Annotated in this window: 23 protein-coding genes; 4 read left to right on the forward strand and 19 right to left on the reverse strand. The window is 69.9% G+C overall.

Annotated elements, in window-relative coordinates; genetic code table 11:
- Positions 1-41: 41 nt before the first annotated feature.
- The 18 genes from rplS to R0146_RS14580 all read right to left on the reverse strand — a co-directional run bounded on the left by rplS (position 42) and on the right by R0146_RS14580 (position 15,863).
- Complete coding sequence (rplS, locus tag R0146_RS14495; protein WP_317690565.1) at positions 42-392, reverse strand: 50S ribosomal protein L19; 351 nt, start codon at positions 390-392, stop codon at positions 42-44.
- 221 nt (positions 393-613) lie between these two features.
- The gene (locus R0146_RS14500; protein ID WP_317690566.1) at positions 614-1,483 is read right to left on the reverse strand and encodes a carbon-nitrogen hydrolase family protein; all 870 of its coding nucleotides are present in this window, start codon (positions 1,481-1,483) and stop codon (positions 614-616) included.
- Positions 1,484-1,593: 110 nt separating this feature from the next.
- Positions 1,594-2,364 (reverse strand): succinate dehydrogenase/fumarate reductase iron-sulfur subunit, encoded by a 771-nt coding sequence (locus R0146_RS14505; RefSeq protein ID WP_317690567.1) that lies wholly within the window; start codon positions 2,362-2,364, stop codon positions 1,594-1,596.
- Positions 2,361-4,364 (reverse strand): fumarate reductase/succinate dehydrogenase flavoprotein subunit, encoded by a 2,004-nt coding sequence (locus tag R0146_RS14510; protein ID WP_317690568.1) that lies wholly within the window; start codon positions 4,362-4,364, stop codon positions 2,361-2,363. The genes R0146_RS14505 and R0146_RS14510 overlap by 4 nt, the downstream gene beginning before the upstream one ends.
- Before the next feature lie 10 nt (positions 4,365-4,374).
- Positions 4,375-5,118 carry a succinate dehydrogenase cytochrome b subunit gene (locus tag R0146_RS14515; protein ID WP_317690569.1) on the reverse strand — a complete coding sequence of 248 codons (744 nt, stop codon included), beginning with the start codon at positions 5,116-5,118 and terminating at the stop codon, positions 4,375-4,377.
- Between the two features lie 89 nt (positions 5,119-5,207).
- Complete coding sequence (gene trmD, locus R0146_RS14520; protein WP_317690570.1) at positions 5,208-5,939, reverse strand: tRNA (guanosine(37)-N1)-methyltransferase TrmD; 732 nt, start codon at positions 5,937-5,939, stop codon at positions 5,208-5,210.
- Between the two features lie 7 nt (positions 5,940-5,946).
- A complete protein-coding gene (gene rimM / locus R0146_RS14525; RefSeq protein ID WP_317690571.1) occupies positions 5,947-6,528 on the reverse strand; it encodes a ribosome maturation factor RimM in 582 nt (193 codons plus the stop codon).
- An 89-nt stretch (positions 6,529-6,617) separates the two neighbouring features.
- Positions 6,618-6,875, reverse strand: coding sequence for an RNA-binding protein (locus R0146_RS14530; RefSeq protein WP_317690572.1), 258 nt, complete (start codon positions 6,873-6,875; stop codon positions 6,618-6,620).
- 2 nt (positions 6,876-6,877) lie between these two features.
- The gene (gene rpsP / locus R0146_RS14535; protein ID WP_317690573.1) at positions 6,878-7,324 is read right to left on the reverse strand and encodes a 30S ribosomal protein S16; all 447 of its coding nucleotides are present in this window, start codon (positions 7,322-7,324) and stop codon (positions 6,878-6,880) included.
- Positions 7,325-7,518: 194 nt separating this feature from the next.
- Positions 7,519-8,751, reverse strand: coding sequence for an amidohydrolase family protein (locus tag R0146_RS14540; protein ID WP_317690574.1), 1,233 nt, complete (start codon positions 8,749-8,751; stop codon positions 7,519-7,521).
- Between the two features lie 85 nt (positions 8,752-8,836).
- A complete protein-coding gene (gene ffh / locus R0146_RS14545) occupies positions 8,837-10,435 on the reverse strand; it encodes a signal recognition particle protein (RefSeq protein ID WP_317690576.1) in 1,599 nt (532 codons plus the stop codon).
- 152 nt (positions 10,436-10,587) lie between these two features.
- Positions 10,588-11,868, reverse strand: coding sequence for a signal recognition particle-docking protein FtsY (ftsY, locus tag R0146_RS14550; RefSeq protein WP_411567210.1), 1,281 nt, complete (start codon positions 11,866-11,868; stop codon positions 10,588-10,590).
- A 70-nt stretch (positions 11,869-11,938) separates the two neighbouring features.
- Complete coding sequence (locus R0146_RS14555; protein ID WP_317690577.1) at positions 11,939-12,403, reverse strand: hypothetical protein; 465 nt, start codon at positions 12,401-12,403, stop codon at positions 11,939-11,941.
- Between the two features lie 129 nt (positions 12,404-12,532).
- Positions 12,533-13,129 carry a GtrA family protein gene (locus R0146_RS14560; protein WP_317690578.1) on the reverse strand — a complete coding sequence of 199 codons (597 nt, stop codon included), beginning with the start codon at positions 13,127-13,129 and terminating at the stop codon, positions 12,533-12,535.
- Positions 13,130-13,203: 74 nt separating this feature from the next.
- Positions 13,204-14,055, reverse strand: coding sequence for a bifunctional DNA-formamidopyrimidine glycosylase/DNA-(apurinic or apyrimidinic site) lyase (gene mutM, locus R0146_RS14565; protein WP_317690579.1), 852 nt, complete (start codon positions 14,053-14,055; stop codon positions 13,204-13,206).
- A gap of 11 nt (positions 14,056-14,066) precedes the next feature.
- Entirely contained in the window at positions 14,067-14,882 is an 816-nt protein-coding gene (gene rnc / locus R0146_RS14570) for a ribonuclease III (RefSeq protein ID WP_317690580.1), read from the reverse strand.
- 2 nt (positions 14,883-14,884) lie between these two features.
- The gene (rpmF, locus tag R0146_RS14575; RefSeq protein ID WP_317690581.1) at positions 14,885-15,076 is read right to left on the reverse strand and encodes a 50S ribosomal protein L32; all 192 of its coding nucleotides are present in this window, start codon (positions 15,074-15,076) and stop codon (positions 14,885-14,887) included.
- 124 nt (positions 15,077-15,200) lie between these two features.
- Positions 15,201-15,863 (reverse strand): YceD family protein, encoded by a 663-nt coding sequence (locus R0146_RS14580; RefSeq protein WP_317690582.1) that lies wholly within the window; start codon positions 15,861-15,863, stop codon positions 15,201-15,203.
- Between the two features lie 122 nt (positions 15,864-15,985).
- Between R0146_RS14580 and R0146_RS14585 the strand changes: the two genes are divergently transcribed.
- Positions 15,986-18,175 carry an ATP-dependent DNA helicase RecG gene (locus R0146_RS14585; RefSeq protein WP_317690583.1) on the forward strand — a complete coding sequence of 730 codons (2,190 nt, stop codon included), beginning with the start codon at positions 15,986-15,988 and terminating at the stop codon, positions 18,173-18,175.
- Positions 18,176-18,262: 87 nt separating this feature from the next.
- Here the strand turns inward: R0146_RS14585 and R0146_RS14590 are convergent, their stop codons facing one another.
- Entirely contained in the window at positions 18,263-18,694 is a 432-nt protein-coding gene (locus R0146_RS14590; protein WP_317690584.1) for a pyridoxamine 5'-phosphate oxidase family protein, read from the reverse strand.
- Between the two features lie 117 nt (positions 18,695-18,811).
- Between R0146_RS14590 and rsmD the strand changes: the two genes are divergently transcribed.
- From rsmD to argE, 3 genes are read left to right on the forward strand one after another with little or no spacing between them, the layout of a single operon-like run.
- Positions 18,812-19,372: a 16S rRNA (guanine(966)-N(2))-methyltransferase RsmD gene (gene rsmD, locus R0146_RS14595; protein WP_317690585.1), complete on the forward strand. Its 561-nt coding sequence runs from the start codon at positions 18,812-18,814 to the stop codon at positions 19,370-19,372.
- Complete coding sequence (coaD, locus tag R0146_RS14600; RefSeq protein WP_317690586.1) at positions 19,369-19,884, forward strand: pantetheine-phosphate adenylyltransferase; 516 nt, start codon at positions 19,369-19,371, stop codon at positions 19,882-19,884. The genes rsmD and coaD overlap by 4 nt, the downstream gene beginning before the upstream one ends.
- Complete coding sequence (argE, locus tag R0146_RS14605; RefSeq protein ID WP_317690587.1) at positions 19,881-21,068, forward strand: acetylornithine deacetylase; 1,188 nt, start codon at positions 19,881-19,883, stop codon at positions 21,066-21,068. Before coaD ends, argE begins: the two co-directional genes overlap by 4 nt.
- The last annotated feature ends 53 nt before the right edge of the window (positions 21,069-21,121 follow it).

Raw genomic sequence — 21,121 nt, forward strand, 5'->3', positions numbered from 1 at the left:
GCGATCGTACGCCCGGGAAACGACAACAGCGAAAAGGCGCGTCAGCGGGTGCGCTTTTCCTTGATCTTGGCGGCCTTGCCGCGACGGTCGCGCAGGTAATACAGCTTGGCCCGACGCACGTCACCGCGGCGATCGACCTCGATCTTGTCGATGATCGGGCTGTGCACGGGGAACGTACGCTCCACGCCCACGCCGAAGCTCACCTTGCGGACCGTGAAGGTCTCCTGCAGGCCACCGCCCGCACGGGCGATCACGACGCCGGCGAAGACCTGGACACGGGAACGGTTGCCCTCGACCACCTTCACGTGGACCTTGACGGAGTCACCGGGACGGAAGTCCGGGACGTCGTCGCGGAGGGATGCGGCATCCACCGCAGCGATCAGCTTGCTCATGATGTTGTCCTCGCCGGTGCCACAGGCCACCTCGCAGTCAGGATGAATGACGGCCCCTATGTCACGAACGATCCCCCTGTGGCAGGAGTCATGAGCGTACGGGCAACAGCTGAGTATTCTGCCACAGACCGACGAGACCCCCCAAATCAGGCCGGTCCGGATCAGGCCGGTCCGGATCAGGCCGGTCCGGATCAGGCCAGTCCGGATCAGGCCGGTCCGGATCAGGCCAGTCGGCGCACCGGCTCCAGCTCGGTGACCCGGTTAGCGAGAACAGGCAGTGCGACGCGGGTACGGGTCGCCTCCTCGGGGTCGAGGTCGACGATCAGCAGGTCGGGCCCCGCGCCCAGCTCGGCGACGACCGTCCCGGTGGGGTCGACCACCATCGAGTGTCCGACACCGCGCGGAGCACCGGTGGCGGTGCCCGGAGCCGTGCCCTCCGGCACCGGCTGACCGCAGGCCAGCACCCAGCTCGTCGAGTCGGCCGCCCGAGCCCGGCAGGTGAGCCGCCACTGCTCCAGCTTGCCCGGGCCGTCCTGCCAACAGGCGGCCACCACCTGGACGGTCGCGCCGGCTTCAGCGAGCGCCTTGAACAGCGCGGGGAAGCGTACGTCGTAGCAGATCGACAGCCCGACGAGCGCGCCGCCGCCCACCCGGGCCGGCACACTGACCAGGCACGGGTCGATCCCGGGGGCCACGGTGCGGGACTCCTGGAAGCCGAACGCATCGAACAGGTGCAGCTTGTCGTACCCGTCGTGGATCCCTCGCCCGGTGACCAGCAGGGTGTTGCGGATCCGCGGCGTGGACGTGCCGCTCCCCCGCCCTTCCGGGCGGTCGGGATCCTCCGGGGTGAACATGCCGGCCATCGCGACCAGATCGTGCCGGTCTGCATGGTCGGCCACCGCCCGCGCCCACGGACCGTCCACCGGCTCGGCGACGTCACGCAGACCCCGCCCGAACGCCTTCATCATCGCCTCGGGGAAGACCACCAGATCGGCGTTCTCGTCCGCCGCTCGCGCGGTCCACTCCCCGATGGTCGCGAGATTGTCGACCGGATCCGGGCCGGAGGACACCTGAGCGAGGGCGATGCGCATGCCCTCACGGTAGACCGACGGGCCCTCGTTCCGCAGCTGCGGAACGAGGGCCCGTGGTGTGACCGGATCGGATCTGACCAGATCACGGTCGACCGAGGTCGATCAGGCGGTCAGCCCAGGTGCTTGCCGTCCACCGTCGACAGCGCGCCCCACAGGTCGCGGTTGAGACGGGAGATGAACTGCAGCGGGATGCCCTTCGGGCAGACGGCGCTGCACTCACCGATGTTGGTGCAGTTGCCGAAGCCCTCGGCGTCGTGCTGGGCGAGCATCCCGAGCGCACGCGAGCGACGCTCCGGCTGGCCCTGCGGCAGCGAGCCCAGGTGGGTGATCTTGGCCGCGGTGAAGAGCATCGCCGAGCCGTTCGGGCAGGCGGCGACGCAGGCACCACAACCGATGCAGGTGGCCGCGTCGAAGGCGCGGTCGGCATCGGCCTTGGACACCGGGGTGGCGTGCGCGTCCGGGGCGGTGCCGGTCGGGGCGGAGATGTAGCCACCGGCCTGGATGATCCGGTCGAACGCGGTGCGGTCGACCACCAGGTCCTTGATCACCGGGAACGCCTTCGCGCGCCACGGCTCGACGTCGATGACATCGCCGTCCTTGAACTCCCGCATGTGGAGCTGGCAGGTCGTGGTCTGGTAGGTGGTCTGGCCACGCCCGTGCGGGATGCCGTTGATCACGACACCGCACATGCCGCAGATACCCTCACGGCAGTCGGAGTCGAAGGCCACCGGCTCCTCGCCGTTCTCGGTGAGCTGCTCGTTGAGAACGTCGAGCATCTCGAGGAACGACATGTGCTCGTCGATGTCCTGCAGCTTGTAGTCGACCATCTTGCCCGTGGAGCGGGCATCCTTCTGGCGCCATACGCGCAACGTGACGTTCACTTGTAGCTCCGTGTCTTCAGCTCGATGTTGTTGTAGACCAGCGGCTCACGGTGCAGGACCGGCTTGCCGTCCCGGCCGGCGGCCTCCCACGCGGAGACGTACAGGAACTGGTCGTCGTGGCGCAGCGCCTCGCCGTCCTCGGTACGGGACTCCGCACGGAAGTGGCCACCACACGACTCCCGACGCTGCAGCGCGTCGATACACATCAGCTCGCCGAGCTCGATGAAGTCAGCCAGACGGAGCGCACGCTCCAGTGCCTGGTTGAGGCCGACGCCCTCGCCGGTGACCTTCACGTTCTGCCAGAACTCGGCCTTCAGGTCGCGGATCATGCCGATGGCAGTGATCAGGCCCTGCTCGGTGCGCTCCATGCCGCAGTACTCCCACATGATGCGACCCAGCTCCTTGTGGATGCTGTCGACCGTGCGGGAGCCCTGGAGGGCGAGCAGCTTCTCGGTGCGTTCCTTGACCGCAGCGAGGGCCTCCTGGGCCGCCGGGTGCGAGTCGTCGATCGCCTCGAACGGCGCACCGGCGAGATAGTTCGGGATGGTCGACGGCAGCACGAAGTAGCCGTCGCCCAGGCCCTGCATCAGCGCGGACGCGCCGAGGCGGTTGGCGCCCTGGTCGGAGAAGTTCGCCTCGCCCGCGCAGAACAGGCCGGGGACCGAGGTCTCGAGGTCGTAGTCCACCCACAGGCCACCCATGGTGTAGTGGACGGCCGGGTAGATCCGCATCGGGGTCTCGTACGGGTTCTCGCCGGTGATCTGCGCGTACATGTCGAAGAGGTTGCCGTACTTGGCCTCGACCGCCTTGCGACCCATCCGTCCGATGGCCTCGCTGAAGTCGAGGTAGACGCCGCGACGGCGGACGATCTTCTCGCCGGTGACCTGGTCGACTTCTTCGATGGCCGGGCCGACGCCGCGGCCCTCGTCGCAGCGGTACTTCGCCTGACGGGAGGCGATGTCACGCGGCACCAGGTTGCCGAACGACGGGTAGATCCGCTCCAGGTAGTAGTCGCGGTCCTCCTCGGCGATCTGGCGAGGATCCTTGTCGCAGTCCTCGGCCTTCTTGGGCACCCAGATGCGGCCGTCGTTGCGCAGCGACTCCGACATCAGCGTCAGCTTCGACTGGTAGTCGCCGTGCTGCGGGATGCAGGTCGGGTGGATCTGCGTGTAGCAGGGGTTGCCGAAGTAGGCGCCGCGCTTGTGCGCACGCCAGGCCGCGGTCACGTTGGAGCCCATGGCGTTCGTCGACAGGAAGAAGACGTTGCCGTAGCCACCGGTGGCCAGGATGACCACATCGGCGTAGTAGGTCTCGATCGCGCCGGTGACCATGTTGCGCACCACGATGCCGCGGGCGCGACCGTCGGCGATGATGACGTCCTGCATCTCGTGACGCGAGTACATCGTCACCGTGCCGGCGGCGACCTGACGCTCCAGCGCCTGGTAGGCGCCGATCAGCAGCTGCTGACCCGTCTGGCCACGGGCGTAGAACGTACGGGACACCTGCACACCGCCGAACGAGCGGTTGTCGAGCAGGCCGCCGTACTCACGGGCGAACGGGACGCCCTGCGCGACGCACTGGTCGATGATGTTCGCCGAGATCTCGGCGAGCCGGTAGGCGTTCGTCTCACGGGCGCGGTAGTCGCCGCCCTTGACGGTGTCGTAGAAGAGCCGGTAGACGGAGTCGCCGTCGTTGCGGTAGTTCTTCGCGGCGTTGATGCCGCCCTGCGCCGCGATGGAGTGTGCACGCCGGGGGCTGTCCTGGTAGCAGAAGTTCAGGACGTTGTAGCCCATCTCGCCCAGCGAGGCGGCGGCGGCGCCGCCCGCCAGACCGGTGCCGACGATGATGATGTGCATCTTGCGGCGGTTGGACGGGTTGACCAGCTTGGCGTTGAACTTCCGCTGATCCCACATCTTCTCGATGGGGCTGTCCAGCGGCGCCTTGGTGTCGTGGATGTCGTTGCCCTCGAGCCAGAGGGACTCAGGAGTGGTAGTCGTCATGTCGTCCTCCTCAGGCCGTCACGGTCGGGATCGCCGGCTGGGTGATCAGGATCCAGGTGACCGGGGCGAGGAAGCCCACCCAGAGCACACCGGCGACGATCCACGCGAGCGCGTTGAGGTTGCGGCGTGCCGACGGGCCGACGTGCAGACCGATGGTCGTGAAGGCGCTCCAGATGCCGTGGCGCAGGTGCAGCAGCACCGCGGTCAGGGCGATTAGGTAGGCCAGCCAGACCCACCACTGCTCGAAGGCGAACACGACACGGGCATACGCGGAGGCCTGCATGACCGCATCGGTGCGGAGCGAGGTCGCGGTGAACTGCAGCAGGTGAGCCACCACGAACACGAAGATGATCACACCGCCCCAGCGCATGGTGCGGGACGCGTAGGTGCGCTGCATGCCACTGCGGTTCTTGCCCGACTCGTAGCGCTTGCCGACGCCGACGGCCACCAAGGACTTCTTGGTCACCACGATCGCGGAGATGATGTGCAGCGCGACACCGGCGAGCATCACGACCCGGACGATCCACAGGAAGCCACGGTGGGCCAGGATCGGCTCGAGCATGGTGCGCAGGTGCTCTGCGTACGTGTCATAGGCTGCCTGGCCCGAGAAGAGCTTCAGGTTGCCATACATGTGAAAGAGCAGGAAGCCCACCATGAGGAGGCCTGTGATTGCCATCACTGCCTTCCACACCACAGTGGAGCGCGCTGCTCGCTGCTTGGTTGTGAGAGTTGCTGTCGCCACGGCCAATACCATAGAGCACCCCACTGACCGGGGTGCGAGGCAGGGCCAAAACTGTGACCTGCCCGCGACAACGTGCCGGCGAGAAGGCCCCGGCCGGCCCGTCAGTCGGAGCGTACGTCGCTCTCGGCGAGCAGGTCGGGGCGGCGGCGCCGAGTGCGTTCCCGGGACTGCTCGCGGCGCCAGTCGTCGACCTTGCCGTGGTCGCCGGACAGCAGCACCGGCGGCACGTCCAGCCCGCGCCAACTGGCCGGCTTGGTATAGACGGGGTACTCCAGCAGGCCGTCCTGGCCCTCGGCGTACGATTCCTCCACCAGACTGTCGGGGTTGCCGATCACCCCGGGAATCAGCCGGACCACCGCTTCGATCATCGCCAGCACGGCGACCTCTCCGCCGTTGAGCACGTAGTCGCCGAGGCTGACCTCATGGACCGGCATCACCCCGCGGGCGTAGTCCATCACCCGGGCGTCGATGCCCTCGTAGCGCCCGCAGGCGAAGAGCAGGTGCGGTGCCCGCGACCACTCCTGGGCCAGGGCCTGGGTGAACGGCACGCCCGACGGGGTCGGGACCACCAGCACCGGCGGCGCCTGCGGGTCCACCAGCGCGTCGAACGCCTCGCCCCACGGCTCCGGTTTCATCACCATCCCCGCTCCCCCGCCGTACGGGGTGTCGTCGACGGTGCGGTGCCGGTCGTGGGTCCAGTCGCGCAGGTCGTGGACCGCGACGCCCAACAGCCCGGACGCCACCGCCTTGCCGACCAGGGACAGGCGCAGCGGCGCGAAGTAGTCCGGGAAGATCGAAACGATGTCGATCCGCTGGGTGGGGTCACTCTGCACCGGAGGCTCATGCACGGTCGGGCCCCTCCCCGGCGTCCGGCGCGGATCCGGCATCGGTGGTGTCCTCGGCGTCCAGGTCCGTCAGCAGTCCGGGAACGTCGGCGAGGGTCAGCGTCCCGGCGGCCAGATCGACCTGTGGGACCAGCGCGGCGACGAACGGGACCAGCCGGGTGCCCTCGTCGGTGGCGATCTCCAGCAGGTCCTGCGCCGGCAGGTGGACCACGAAGTCGACCGTACCGGCCTGTCGTCCGTCAGCGGTCAGCACCCGCAGGCCGATCAGCTGACGGTCGTAGTAGGAGTCCTCCTCCTCGGGACGTTCGGCAGGGTCGACCTCGGCGGTGAGCATCCAGCCGCGCGCCGCCTCGGCGGCCGTCCGGTCGGCGAACTCCTCGAACCGCACCAGGAGTCGCCCCTGGTGCCAGTGGTGCGCCGCGACGGTCACCACCCGTCCGCTGCCCTCGACGACCAGCCGCTCGCCCGGGGCGAACCGTCGCTCGGGCTCGTCGGTCCGCAGCTCCACGGTCACCTCGCCGCGGATCCCGTGGGGCTTGCCGATCCGGCCGACCACCACGCTGGTGCTGTCACTCATGACTTCCTCTCGAGCCTGGGAAGGGTCGTGCCCCGCAGTCGGTCGTACGACTGCGGGGCACGGAGGTCGTCCCGGGGACGTCACCGCGATCAGCGGCGGCCGTTCCCGCGGGGTCGGTCGATGTCGGCGAAATCGACCCGGACGGACTCACGTCCGGCCAGGGCGCCGACCACGGTCCGCAACGCGGTGGCGGTCCGCCCGCGGCGGCCGATCACCTTGCCGATGTCATCGGGGTGCACGTGCACCTCCAGCAGGCGACCACGGCGAAGGTTCTTGTCCTTGACGTGGACGTCCTCGGGATGCGGCACGATCCCCCGGACCAGGTGCTCCAGGGCCTCGGCGAGCACGATCAGGCCTCGGCCTCGTCGGTGGCCTCGGCCTCGGAGGTCTCCTCGGCGGCGGTCTCCTTGGTCTCGGCCTTCTTCGCGGAGAAGGCCTCCACCAGCGGCTCGCCCTTGGCATCGGCCAGCTGGGCGTTGAAGATCGCAGTCTTGTCCGCGCGCTCCGGCTGCGGGGTCACGCCGGATGGCACCGAGGTGTCGCCGGTGAACTGCTGCCAGTCGCCGGTGCGCTTCAGCAGCGCCACGACGGCCTCGGTCGGCTGGGCGCCCACGCCGAGCCAGTACTGCGCGCGCTCGGAGTTGATCTCGATGATCGAGGGATCGTTCTTCGGGTGGTACTGCCCGATCTCCTCGATGGCGCGACCATCGCGCTTGGAGCGCGAGTCCATGATGACGACGCGGTAGTGCGGGGTGCGGATCTTGCCGAGCCGCTTCAGTCGAATCTTGACAGCCACGTGTGTGGATACTCCTGTACGAATGTCCCGGAACGCCCCGGGGATGTCGGATGGGACGAGGATCGGCGTGGGGACACCGGCTCCGCGGCCCGGGTGGATCGGTGCGCCACGGCATGAGAGGGACCCGAGCACACAGATGCAACCGTCATTGTGCCACGGATCGCCGGGCTCGGTGAAATCGAGCGACGCGCGGGTCAGGCGTCCCGTTCCCCCGAGTACGGGCGGCCGCGGAGCACGACCAGGCGGGGATGGCGGACGGCACCGGCATCGCGGCGGGGATCGGTGTCGTACACCACCACGTCGGCCGACGCACCGAGCTCGACCCCGGGGACCTCCAGCCAGTCCCGGCCCCGCCAGGACGCCGCACCGAGGGCCCACTCGATGCCACCGACCTTCGCCAGCAGTGCGATCTCCTGGCCGATCAGGCCGTGCGGCAGGCTGCCTCCGGCGTCGGTGCCGGCATAGATCGGCACCCCGGCGTCCTTCGCTGCGCCGATCGTCGCGAACCGTCGGGCATGCAGGTCGCGCATGTGGGCGGCGTACGTCGGGAACTTCGCTTCCCCTCCGGCGGCGATCTGGGGGAAGGTCTCCAGGTTGACCATGGTGGGCACCAGCGCCACCTGGTTCTCCGCCATCAGCTCGACGACGTCATCGGTGATGCCGGTGCCGTGCTCGATGCCGTCGATGCCGGCCTCCACCAGGTCGACGACCGACTGCTCGGCGAAACAGTGGGCCGTGACCCGCGCCCCCAGCTGGTGGGCCCGGGCGATCGCCTCCGCCGCCACCTGCGCCGGCCAGAGCGGGGCGAGGTCGCCGGTGGACCGATCGATCCAGTCCCCCACCAGCTTCACCCAGCCGTCGCCGCAAGCCACCTGCTGCTCGACGGCCCCGACCAGATCCTCGGGATCGATCTCCTCGGCGAAGTTGCGGATGTAGCGCTTGGGCCGGGCGATGTGGCGGCCGGCGCGGATGATCCGCGGCAGGTCCTCCCGGTCGTCCGCCCACCTGGTGTCGGCCGGCGAACCGGCGTCCCGGATCAGCAGCGTTCCGGCGTCCCGGTCGGTCAGCGCCTGGCGCCGGGAGGTCTCGTGGTCGACCGCACCGTGGGAGTCGAGCCCGACATGGCAGTGGGCGTCCACCAGACCGGGCAGGATCCAGCAGTCCCGCGCCACGGTCTGCGCGCCCGTCAGCGGCCCCGCCACGAACCGTCCGCCGCTGATCCACAGGTCGACCGGCTCGTCACCGGGCAACAGCACGCCGTGCAGGTGCAGGTCGGGGGCGGGCCCGGACAGATCGAGGGCGGGCACCCGACCGTGCGGGTGACTGTGGATGTGCGGGATCCCGCCGTCGTGCGAGTGGACATGCGGCCGGGGTCCCTGGGGATGGGCCTGGGGCGGCCGGTGGTCGGCAGCGGCGGAATCGGTCATGGCACCTCCTGGGTGGGTCGGGCCCCAGTCTGGCGGACCGTACGGCCGCTGTCAGCCGTTCGGCCCCCGGCCGAGCGGCCCGACGTCAGGGGCGACGCTGCTGGCGGTCGAACATCTTCTGCAGGTCCGGCGACAGCTGGAAGTCCTGCATCGCGCGCTCCAGATCGACACCGTCCGGCGCCCCGGCCCCGAACGGCGAGGCCGTGGTCGCCTCGGTCTCGTCGTGCTCGGCCGGCTGGCCGGAGGCCCGCTTGGCGGGGTTGCCGGAGACCTTGTTCCCCTTCTTCTTCTGCTTCTTCGCCTGCTGCTTGGCCGGCCTGGCCGCCCCCGGCACGCCGGGCATCCCCGGCATCCCCGGCATCCCGCCCATCGCACCGCCGGCCATCGAGGCCATCATCTTGCGGGCGTCGACGAACCGGTTGACCAGGTTGTTGACGTCGCTGACCGCGACGCCGGAGCCCTTGGCGATGCGCGACCGGCGAGAGCCGTTGAGGATGCTGACGTCGGCACGTTCGGCGGGGGTCATCGAGAGGATGATCGCCTCGACCCGGTCGATCTCCTTCTCGTCGATGTTCTCGATCTGGTCCTTCAGCTGACCCATCCCGGGCAGCATCCCGAACACCTTCGAGAGCGGGCCCATCCTGCGGACGGCCTTCATCTGGTCGAGGAAGTCCTGCAGACCGAACTCCTTGCCACCCTTCGAGGTGGTCAGCTTCGCCGCGGCCTTGGCGGACTGCTCGGCGTCGAACGTACGCTCCGCCTGCTCGATCAGCGTCAGTACGTCACCCATGCCGAGGATGCGCGAGGCCATCCGGTCGGGGTGGAAGACGTCGAAGTCCTCGAGCTTCTCGCCGTTGGAGGCGAACATGATCGGCTTGCCGGTGACCTTGCGGATCGACAGGGCCGCACCACCACGGGCGTCGCCGTCGAGCTTGGTGAGCACGACACCGTCGAAGCCGACGCCCTCCTGGAAGGCGTTCGCGGTGTTCACCGCGTCCTGGCCGATCATCGCGTCGACGACGAAGAGCACCTCGTCGGGGCGGACAGCGGTGCGGATGTCGGCGGCCTGCTGCATCATCTCGGCGTCGATGCCCAGCCGACCGGCGGTGTCCACGACCACGACGTCGTACAGCTTGCGCTCGGCCTCTGCGATCGAGTCGCGCGCCACCTGCACCGGATCACCCACACCGTTGCCGGGCTGCGGCGCGTAGACATGCACGCCGGCACGCTCGCCGACCACCTGCAGCTGGTTGACCGCGTTGGGCCGCTGCAGGTCGGCGGCGACGAGGAGCGGGGTGTGTCCCTCGCGCTTGAGCCAGGTCGCCAGCTTGCCGGCCAGGGTGGTCTTGCCGGCGCCCTGGAGACCGGCCAGCATGATGACGGTCGGCGGTTGCTTGGCGAAACGGACCGTACGGGTCTGCCCGCCGAGAATCTCGGTCAGTTCCTCGTTGACGATCTTGATGATCTGCTGGGAGGGGTTCAGCGCCTGGGAGACCTCGGCGTTGCGCGCCTTGACCTTGACCGCATTGACGAATTCCTTGACCACGGCCAGGTTGACGTCCGCCTCCAGCAGCGCGATGCGGATCTCGCGCGCGGTCGCGTCGATGTCGGCGTCGGTCAGCCGACCTTTGCCGCGCAGGTTCTTGAAGGTCGCGGCCAGGCGGTCCTGCAGGGTGTCGAACAAGATGGTCCTCGGGTTCACTCAGCGCGGTGGTCGGTGGAGCCGACCACCGATGTCTCGGTGCTCGGCGGACGCGGCGGTCGGGCAGCACGGGGAACGTACGGACGTACGTCCCGGCGCATCTGACGTCCCAGGATACCCACCCCGGACGGGGGTCAGGACCGCGCCGGCTCCAGCAGGGCGTCGACGAAGGCAGTGGCGTCGAACGGTGCAAGGTCGTCCATCCCCTCCCCCAGACCGATCAGCTTGACCGGGACGCCCAGCTCGCGCTGCACCTGGATGACGATGCCGCCCTTGGCCGAGCCGTCCAGCTTGGTCAGGACGATGCCGGTGATCCCGATCTCCTGGGCGAACACCCGGGCCTGGGTGAGACCGTTCTGTCCGGTGGTCGCGTCGAGGACCAGCAGCACCTCACTGACCGGCGCCTTCTTCTCGATCACCCGCTTGATCTTGCCCAGCTCGTCCATCAGGCCGGTCTTGGTGTGCAGACGTCCGGCGGTGTCGACCAGCACCACGTCGACCTCCTGCTCGATGCCCGCACTGACGGCGTCGAAGGCGACCGATGCCGGGTCGGCACCCTCGGCCCCGCGTACGGTCGGCACGCCGACGCGCCCGCCCCAGGTCTCCAGCTGGTCGGCGGCCGCGGCCCGGAAGGTGTCGGCAGCACCGAGCAGCACGTCCTTGTCCTCCGCGACGAGCACCCGGGCGAGCTTGCCACAGGTGGTGGTCTTGCCGGTCCCGTTGACACCGACCACCATCACGACGGCCGGCGTCTCGCCGGCGCGCGCCACCCGCAGCGTACGGTCCAGGGTCGGGTCGACCAGCGCGACGAGCTCCTCGCGCAGCGCCGAGGCGGCGCCGGCGGGTTCGGCGACGCCCTCGACCCGCAGCCGGGTACGCAGCTTCTCGACCAGCTCGGTGGTCGGGCCGACCCCCATGTCGGAGGTGAGCAGGGTGTCCTCGAAGTCCTCCCAGGTCTCCTCGTCGAGCTTGTCGCTGGAGAGCAGCATCAGGAGTCCGCGAGCGAGCGCGTTGTTGGAACCGGCGAGCCGGGCGCGGAGCCGAGCCATCCGGGTCCGCGGCGGCTCGGGGACCTCGAGCGGGATCTCGACCGGCGGCGTGGTGACCCCGCCCTCGAGGACGGTGCCTTCGGCGGTCTCCGCCTCGTCGGGGCCCTCGGCCGGTGCCGCCTCGGGAGCCGTGGGCGCCTCGGCGGTGGATGCCTGCGGGCCGGCGTCCGGGGCGGCGGGTCGCTCCTCGACGGCCACTCCCCCCTCGGCCCCCCGCTCCGCGGCGGACGGTCCCGGACCGACCTGCGGACGGTCAGAGCCCGGCGGGAGCTTCCGCTGGGACATCGCGACGGCGACGACACCGGCGATCAGCAGGAGCGCGACGACGATGCTGACGATGATGGGCGTGACGAGCACGCTGGAGATCAGGGGCACCAACACGTCCCCCATCTTGTCACGAGCGGGCGCGTCGCCCCCCGATCACGCCCGGAGGTGGTCAGCCGCCGAAGTCCCCGGTGGACGGCAAGGAGCTGCGACGTGGGGCCGTCCGCGGATCGCCGGTGGCCCCGTCCGCTCCGGCCGGGCCCGGGGCGGCGCCGCCGGTGGTGGCTGATCCGGTGGGTGGCGCAGTGGCCGACCCGTTGGGCTGCGCGGTGGCTGACTCGACCTCGGGCGCCGCGGTGCCGTGCCCACCGTCCTGGCCGGGGTCGACCTGACCGTCCTGAGTCGCTCCGGCACGGCTGAGGCGACGACGGGTGACGGCGCGTTCCAGGCCGACCAGACGGGGCGACGGTTCGGCCTCGCCGTTCAGCTGTCGGGCGGCCCATTCGAGGCTGCCGGCGATGTCCGGGGCCTTCTCCGAGACCTCGGGCAGGCCGCCGCGCATGCCGACGACCACGACGCCGCCGATCACCACGGCGACGACCAGCGCGACGACCACGGAGATGACCACGACTCCCATGCCAGTGCCTCCCGTACGGTCAGGATCCGAGCGTCAGGATCCGTGGTGATTCCCCGTCCGACGCCACGTCGCGCCACGATTTCAGCGCCCTGACAAGCGTCGAGTGTCCCTCAGCGTACCCGGCGGGGGTCACTTGGCGGAGTCGCCGGTGGTCTCCTTGGCCCGGACGTTCTTGGCCCGGACACCGGCGAACACCCACAGTTTGCTGAGGACGAAGTTGAACGGGGTGGCCACCAGGGTGCCGATCAGCGTCGCCCAGTAAAGCAGTGTGCGGAAGCCGTTCGAGTCGTCGAAGATCTCACGCGGCAGCGCCACCGGCGAGGTCGGGTTGATCAGCAGGGTCTGCACGATGAGGTTCACCACGAAGGCGGCCACGCCGGCGGCAAGGAACGGGAAGAATCCCCGCAACCAGCCGCCGTGGTGCCGGGACCGGAAGGTCCACATCCGGTTCAACTGGTAGTTCCAGGTGTTCGCGACGAGGAATGCCACGGTCGCGTACAGGTGGTAGAGGCGGACGTTCCACGGGGTGCCGAACAGGTTGAACAGCGGCGTCTCGTAGTGCGGGTAGATCTTCTTGCAGACGATCACCACCAGCAGGTTCACCAGCACACCCGATCCGCCCACGACACCGAACTTGAAGAACTGGCGGATGGTGTAGCCGTACTTCGCCCAGAACGACTTCTGCGGGGCGCTGGTCGTGCGCGGAGCGGGAGGGGTGGTGGTCACGGTGGTGCAGGCCTATCGATCGACGGAGTGGTGGATCCGGGGCGCGGGGCCGGCGGATCAGGGGTGCCGGGGGATCAGTGACGGTTTCGGGGCTGCCGCTGACAGCGTGGACAGCGGAAGGACGAACGGTTCATGAACGCCTCCCGGCGGATCGGGGTGCCACAGCGGGGGCATGGCCGGTCCTCCTGTCCGTACGCGTTGAGGGAACGGTCGAAGTAGCCGCTCTCCCCGTTGACATCGACGTACAGGGTGTCGAAGGACGTCCCGCCCTGGTCGAGTGCCCGTCCCATGATCGTACGCACCGCCTCGAGGAGGTCACGCGCCCGGGGTGCGGTCAGCACGTCGGTGGCCTGTGCATAGTGCATCCGGGCCAGCCACAGCGACTCGTCGGCGTAGATGTTGCCGATGCCCGACACCAGGGTCTGGTCGAGCAGGGCGCGCTTGACGCCGGTCCGCCGGCGACGGAGCGCCCGGACCACCGCGTCGGCGTCGTACGCCTCCTCGAACGGGTCAGGCGCGATGTGGGCGATCTCGGGCGGTACACCGTCATCGGCCTCGCTGACCAGCAGTCCGCCGAACATTCGCTGGTCGCAGAATCTCACCTCAGGGCCCTCGTCGGCGAAAGCCAGGCGGACCCGGACGTGGGCCTGGTCGGGCGCGCCCGGCGCGTCCACCCGGAACTGTCCGCTCATGCCGAGGTGGGCGAGGACAGCCTCCCCCGAGTCGAGCGGGAACCACAGGTACTTGCCGCGCCGCGCCGGCTCACCGAACGTACGCCCCACCAGCCGGGCCGCGAAATCCGCCGGACCGCCCGGCTGGCGTCGCACCGGACGGGGATGGAGGACCTCCACCGCCGCGACCGTACGACCGACGAGGTGCGGCGCAAGACCGCGCCGCACCACCTCGACCTCAGGCAATTCAGGCATCGTCGACCATCTCAGGCGGGGTCGGTGGCCCGGCCCCCCGGAGCGGTGTCGAGCACCGCAGGGGCGGACGCGTCACCGGCCGTGTCGTCTGTCGCGGTGCCGGCGTCAGCGGCCGCGCGGGCCTCCTGCTCGGCGTGCAGCGCCCGGTAGGCCGTCTCGGCGGCCTCCTGTTCGGCGTACTTCTTCGAACGTCCGGTGCCCGGGCCGAAGAGTCGGTCACCGACCCGGACGTGGGCGGTGAACCGCTTGTCATGGTCCGGCCCGGCCGAGGTGACCTCGTACACCAGTGAGTCCGCCCCCACGTCGGCGGCGATCTCCTGCAACGAGGTCTTCCAGTCGAGCCCCGCCCCCATCGTCGCCGCTTCGCTGATCAGGTCGTCGAGGACGTGATGCACGAACGTACGGGCACCGTCGATGCCGTACTGGACGTGGATCGCCCCGATGATCGCCTCCATCGCGTCGGCCAACAGCGAGTCCTTGTCCCGGCCACCGGTGGTCAGCTCACCCCGCCCGAGGCGGAGCAGCCCACCGACGCCCAGCGTCCGCGCCACCCGAGCGAGGGCCTGGGTCGACACGACCGCGGCACGGAGCTTGGCCAGCCGCCCCTCGGCGAGATCGGGGTACGAGGTGAAGATGTGCTCGGTCACGACAACGCCCAGCACGGAATCCCCCAGGAATTCGAGCCGTTCGTTCGTCGGGATCCGGCCATGCTCGTAGGCGTACGACCGATGAGTCAGGGCGAGTTCGAAGAGCTGGGGGTCGGGTGCGACCCCCAGCTCTTCGAGAAGCTGTTCAGCTGTGGAGGCGGGTGCTACACCGCCGGTCACGATCAGGCTTCCAGGACCTGACGACGCTCACCGCGCGGGCCGTACTGGCCGCACTCGGGGCACGCGGTGTGCGGCAGGTGCTTGGCACGGCAGGCCGGGTTGGCGCAGGTGACCAGGGTCGGCACAGCGGCCTTCCACTGGGAACGACGATTCCGCGTGTTGGAGCGGGACATCTTCCGCTTGGGAACTGCCACGGGTCTCTCCTTCTGTCTCTGGGTGCATGCACGCCATCCGGTCGCGTGCAGACGCAAGCGACCACTATAGACGTCGGCACACCGGGGGTGCAAACGGCGCAGGGTCGGCGCCGGATGAGGTGACTCAGTCGTCGACCGCGCCCGGACGGCCCTCGTCGCCCGCGGCCTCGTCCGGCACGTGGTCGGTGTCGTCGTCCCCGTTCTCGTCGTCCTCGTCCGCCTCGTTCCGGTCCGACCCGGCCCAGCCGCTCAGCGCACCCCAGCGGGCATCGGTCGCCGGGCCGTGGGTGTGGTCGGGATCCTCGTTGAGGTTGGCGCCGCACTCCGGACACAGACCGGCGCAGTCCTCGCGGCACAACGGCGTGAAGGGGAGGTCCAGGACGACCGCATCGCGCAAGGTGGGCTCGAGGTCGAGCAGTTCCCCCTGCATCCGGGCCAGGTCCTCGTCATCGTCGTCGACGCTCTGGTCCTGATAGAGGAAGAGCTCCTGGAGGTCGACCTCGGTCTCGTCCTTCAGCGGGGTGAGGCAGCGGGAGCACTCCCCTTCGAGACGTACGGTCGCCAGACCTGTCACCAGCACACCCTCGCTGACTGATTCCAGCCGCAGGTCCAGGTCGATCGGGGCTCCGGTGGGGATGCCGATGAGCGCGTTCCCGATGCCCTCCGGGGCGGGCACGGACTCCCGGACCTCACGCAACGCCCCGGCCCGGCGCCCCAGGTCATGGGTGTCGAGGACGAGCGGGGATCGGGCGTCCAGGTGGCCGGCGGACGTGCGGTGGGTGGTCATGGTGGGAGTGTATGTCCCGGGCGTCGCGGCCGGTGCGCGCGACGGCGGCCGGCCGATGTCTGCACCCTCTCCTACGCTGGAGACCGGACGGGACGTGCGGACCCGACCGGGAGGGACGATCGATGACGGCGCTGGGCGGCTGGCGGTCCGAGACGTACGCGGCGCTGGACCAGCGGATCGGTCTGGTCGTCGGTGCTCAGGAGAAGGCGTTCACTGCGTTGGGACTGCACACCGTCGGCGACCTGATGCACCACGTTCCTCGCCGCTATGTGGTCGGGACGGAGCTGAGCGACCTGTCCGACCTCCAGGTCGGCACGCACGTCGCGCTGCTGGCCCGGGTCGCCGAGGTGCACCCGCATCCCGGTCCGCCGGGAAAGAAGAGCCGCGGACGACTCGAGGTGCAGCTCACCGACGGCCGCCACCGGCTGTCTGCCACCTTCTTCGGCGCCAACCACCTGCTGGACTGGTGGCAGCGCTCCCTCACGCCAGGCGCCCGTGGCATCTTCTCCGCGAAGGTCGGCGAGTTCCGGGGCCAGCCCCAGCTGGGTCACCCCGACTACGTGATCGTCGACGAGCAGGGCTTCTTCGTCGCAGGCTCGGACCGCAACCGGTCGATGGCCAGTGTGTTCCGCGGCGGGCCGATCGGCATCTACCCGGCCAGCGCCAAGCTGCCGACCTGGGACATCGCCGAGGCGGCCGGTCTGGCCTTGCACGCCCTCGGCGACCTGCCCGATCCGTGGCCGTCCTGGGTCCGTGAGCGAGCAGAGCTGCCGCCTCTCAGCGAGGCGCTGCAGGCGGTGCACCGGCCCTCCACGCTGGCCGAGGTCGACGCCGGACTGGCCCGCCTCGCCTTCGACGAGGCGCTCGAGGTCCAGCTCACCATGGCCTATCGGCGCGCAGACCGCACCCTGTTGGCCGCGGCGCCGCGCCGGGCGGCCGATGGCGGACTGCTCAGCACCTTCGACGCCCGCCTGCCGTTCGAGCTCACCGACGGCCAGCAGCAGGTGAGCCGGGAGATCGAGGCCGACCTCGCCGGGGACGTGGCCATGCAGCGCCTGCTCCAGGGCGAGGTCGGGTCGGGCAAGACGGTGGTCGCGCTGCGGGCGATGCTCGCGGTGGTCGATGCCGGCGGCCAGGCCGCCCTGCTGGCACCCACCGAGGTGCTGGCGGTGCAGCACTACCACTCGATCACCACGATGCTGGGCGACATCGCGGCCGGCGGGATGCTCGGCGGCACCCGGGTGACGCTGCTGACCGGATCGATGACCGGCGCCCAGAAGAAACGCAGCCAGCTCGCGATCGCCTCCGGCGAGGCGGGGATCGTCATCGGCACCCACGCGCTGCTCTCCGAGGCCGTCCAGTTCGCCGATCTGGGTCTGGTGGTCGTCGACGAGCAGCATCGCTTCGGGGTGGAGCAGCGTAACGCCCTGACCGCCAAGGCCGACCTGCACCCGCACGTCCTGGTGATGACCGCCACGCCGATCCCACGGTCCGTGGCGCTGACGATCTACGGCGACCTGGAGGTGTCGACCCTCCGCGAAGTCCCCGCCGGCCGAGCCGACGTCATCACCACCGTCGTCGACGTCACCGCCCACCCTCGGTGGGTCGACCGGGCGTGGGAGCGGGCCCGGGAGGAGGTGGCGAACGGACGCCAGGTCTTCGTCGTCTGTCCACGGATCTCCCCCGAGGGCGACGCGGTCGACCCGGTCAATGGGTGGTCACTGGAGGAGGTCGTCGACCGGCTGCACCGTACGCCCCTGAACGATGTACGGATCGGTGTGTTGCACGGTCAGTTGCCGACCGAGGAGAAGGACCGGGTGATGGCCCAGTTCTCCGCCGGTGACCTCGACGTCCTGGTGGCAACGACCGTGATCGAGGTCGGCGTGGATGTGCCGAATGCGTCGATGATGGTGATCTGCGACGCCGCCCGGTTCGGCATCTCCCAGCTGCACCAGTTGCGCGGACGGATCGGCCGGGGTCGGTTTCCCGGGCTGTGCCTGCTGCTCGCCGCCACCCGGGAGGAGAGTGGCGCGGAGAACAGCATGGCACGCCTGGAAGGACTCGCCGCCACCCGCGACGGCTTCGCGCTGGCGGACCTCGACCTGGAACAGCGCCGTGAGGGCAACGTGCTCGGCACCACCCAGGCCGGGGCCCACACCGGGATGCGACTGCTGAACGTGACCCGAGACGCCGACCTCATCGGCTTCGCCCGCGACATCGCCGAGCAGGCCGTCCGTGACGATCCCGAGGCCGCCACGCCGGGGTTCCACGACGCCATCCGCCGGATGGAACTGGTCAGCCTGGACGAATGACCGGCCATCGATGACGGCTCGATCGTCGGCACCGACCAGTGACCCCGGCGGGCGGGTCTTGTCGACGCCGGGGTCACCGCCCAGGGCTCAGAGGTGCCAAGCCTCCGGCTCGTCGCCGAATCGGAACCGCCGGCCGGAGACGTAGCGCGGCCGGATCCGTACGTAGATGGTCTTGATGGTGGGCACCCAGGGACGCAGTGGCAGCTGCTCCACCCGCTCGACCTCCGCCGGGTCCTCGAGCACCTCCGCGTCGCCGTGCACCACGATGCTCCAGCCACCCTCGCCGGCGTACGCATCGACCTCGAAGGCGACCCGCGAGTTCACCGTCAGCTCGAAGAGCTTGCTGCCCTGGGCGGTGCGGAAGACCACCGTCTCCCCGTCCAGAACGTAATTGACCGGGAACATCTCGATGTCATCACCGATGGTGGTGGCCAGCCGCCCGAGCGGCTCCTGTGCCAGCAGGGCCCAGGCCTCCTCGTCGCTCATCACCGTGACTGCTTCGTTCTCGACGTACGCCATGACCGCTCCCTCCGTGACCCGGCCAATGGGCGGCTCACCACGGGCCGCACTGCACCGGTGACCCGGAGTTTATCCAGCGGGCGGGGCAGCAGGAGCGTCCTCGGTAGCCTGTCGGATGTGACACGCATCATCGCCGGATCCCACGGTGGCCGACGCCTCACCACCCCACCGGGGGCCCGGACCCGCCCCACCACGGACCGGGTGCGGGAGGCGGTGTTCTCCGCACTGGAGTCCTGGTCGGCCGACGGGCTGACCGGGCTGGCCTTCCTCGACCTCTACGCCGGCTCCGGCGCGATGGCCCTGGAGGCGGCCAGCCGCGGTGCCCGACCCGTGACGGCGGCCGAGTCGGACCGACGCACTGCGGAGGTGATCCGGCGCAACGCCCGCGAACTCGGTCTGACGATCGATCTCCGGACGACGCCGGTGGAGGAGCTGCTGGCCGGCACTGCTCCCCGGGCGTACGACATCATCTGGGCCGATCCGCCCTACCCGGTGCCGACCGAACAGCTGGAGCAGGTGCTCGGCCGGGTCTGGGCCACCGGTTGGCTCGCCGCCGACGGCCTGCTCGTGGTCGAACGATCCTCCCGCGACCGGGACCCGCAGTGGCCGGACGGCATCGATGCCTGGTCGCGTCGCTATGGTGAGACAACGATCCACTACGCCCAGGAGGCCCGGTGAAGGTCATCTGCCCCGGCTCGTTCGACCCGGTGACACACGGTCACCTCGACATCATCGAGCGCTCCGCCCGATCCTTCGACGAGGTGGTGGTCGGGGTCGGTCGCAACACGTCGAAGAACGGACTGTTCACCCTCGACGACCGACTGTCGATGCTCACCCAGGCCTGCGCGCATCTGCCGAACGTGATGGTCGACCCGATCGACGGCCTGCTCGCCGAATACTGCCGGACCCACGGCGTGGGCGCCATCGTCAAGGGACTGCGGTTCGCCTCCGACTTCGACTACGAGCTGCAAATGGCCCAGATGAACAAGCAGCTCACCGGCGTGGAGACGATCCTCCTGCCGACGGCGGCCCAGTGGTCCTTCGTCTCCTCCACCCTGGTGCGCGAGATCGCCCTGATGGACGGCGATGTCTCCACCTTCGTCCCGGACTTCGTGGTGACCGCCCTCAAGGTCCAGGCCGACCACCGACGCAACGAGGCCGCGGCACCCGGTGAGGAGGCAACGTCATGACCCGGCCCTGGGGACGCCTCGACGACCGCGCCGTCGCTTGGCTCGAGCGGCTGCTCACCCACGACACCACCAGCAGACTGTCCAATCTCCCGGTGGCCGAGCTGATCGCCGACGAGTGCCGCACCCTCGGCATCGCCGTGCAACTGCGCCCCGACGCCACCGGTCGGAAGGCCAATCTGATCGCCACCCTGCCCGCCGCCGACGGCACCACCGACGGCGGCATCGCACTCAGCGGCCATATGGACACCGTGCCCGTCGACGGTCAGGAGTGGACCTCCGACCCGTACGCCCCAGAGGTCCGCGACGGCCGGCTCCAGGCCCGCGGCGCGGCCGACATGAAAGGTTTCCTGGCCCTGGTCACCGCCGCGCTGCCGCGGTTCGCCGCCGCCCGGCTGGCCGAGCCGGTGCACCTGGCCTTCACCTTCGACGAGGAGCTCGCGGCCCGTGGCGCGGCCCAGATGATCGGCGATCTCGCCGCGCTGGGCGTACGGCCCCGCGCCTGCATCGTCGGCGAGCCCACCTCGATGCGGGTGATCACCGGGCACAAGTCGGTCACCATCGTCCGGATCGATGTCCGGGGCCGGTCCGCCCACTCCTCACTGCCCGCATCCGGCTGCAATGCCGTCGAGTACGCCGCCCGGATGTGCACCGCCTTCCGGGCGATCACCGACGGCTGGCGCACCGAGGGGCCGTACGATCCCGACTACGGGGTGCCGTACTCCACCGGAGGGATCATGACGATCGACGGTGGGACCGCCCGCAACATCGTTCCTGAGCGGTGCACGGTGGTGCTGGAGTTCCGCACCGTCCCCGCCGTCGAGCCGACCGACGTCGTCGCCCGGCTGCGGGAGGAAGCTGCCGAGCTCACCCGGCAGATGCAGGCCGAACAGCCCGGCACCGGGATCGACGTGGTTGTCGAGGACATGGTGCCCACCCTCGCCACCACGCAGGACTCGCCCGCCACCCGCGCCGCGATCGCCTACGGTGGGATTCCCAGCGACGAGCACGTGACGTACGGCACCGACGGCGGCGCCTTCCACGCCGCGGGGATCGAGACGGTGATCTGCGGTCCCGGCGACATCGCCCAGGCCCACGGGGTGGACGAGTACGTCGAGATCCGCCAGCTCGAGGCGTGCCAGGACTTCCTGGCGACGATGCTCGACCGCCTGTCCGTCGCCCACTGAGCCGGGATTTCCCAGATCCGGGCGGGTCCGCTAGTCTGTACCGGTTGCTATCG

The organism is Raineyella sp. LH-20, assembly GCF_033110965.1.
Classification (GTDB): domain Bacteria; phylum Actinomycetota; class Actinomycetes; order Propionibacteriales; family Propionibacteriaceae; genus Raineyella.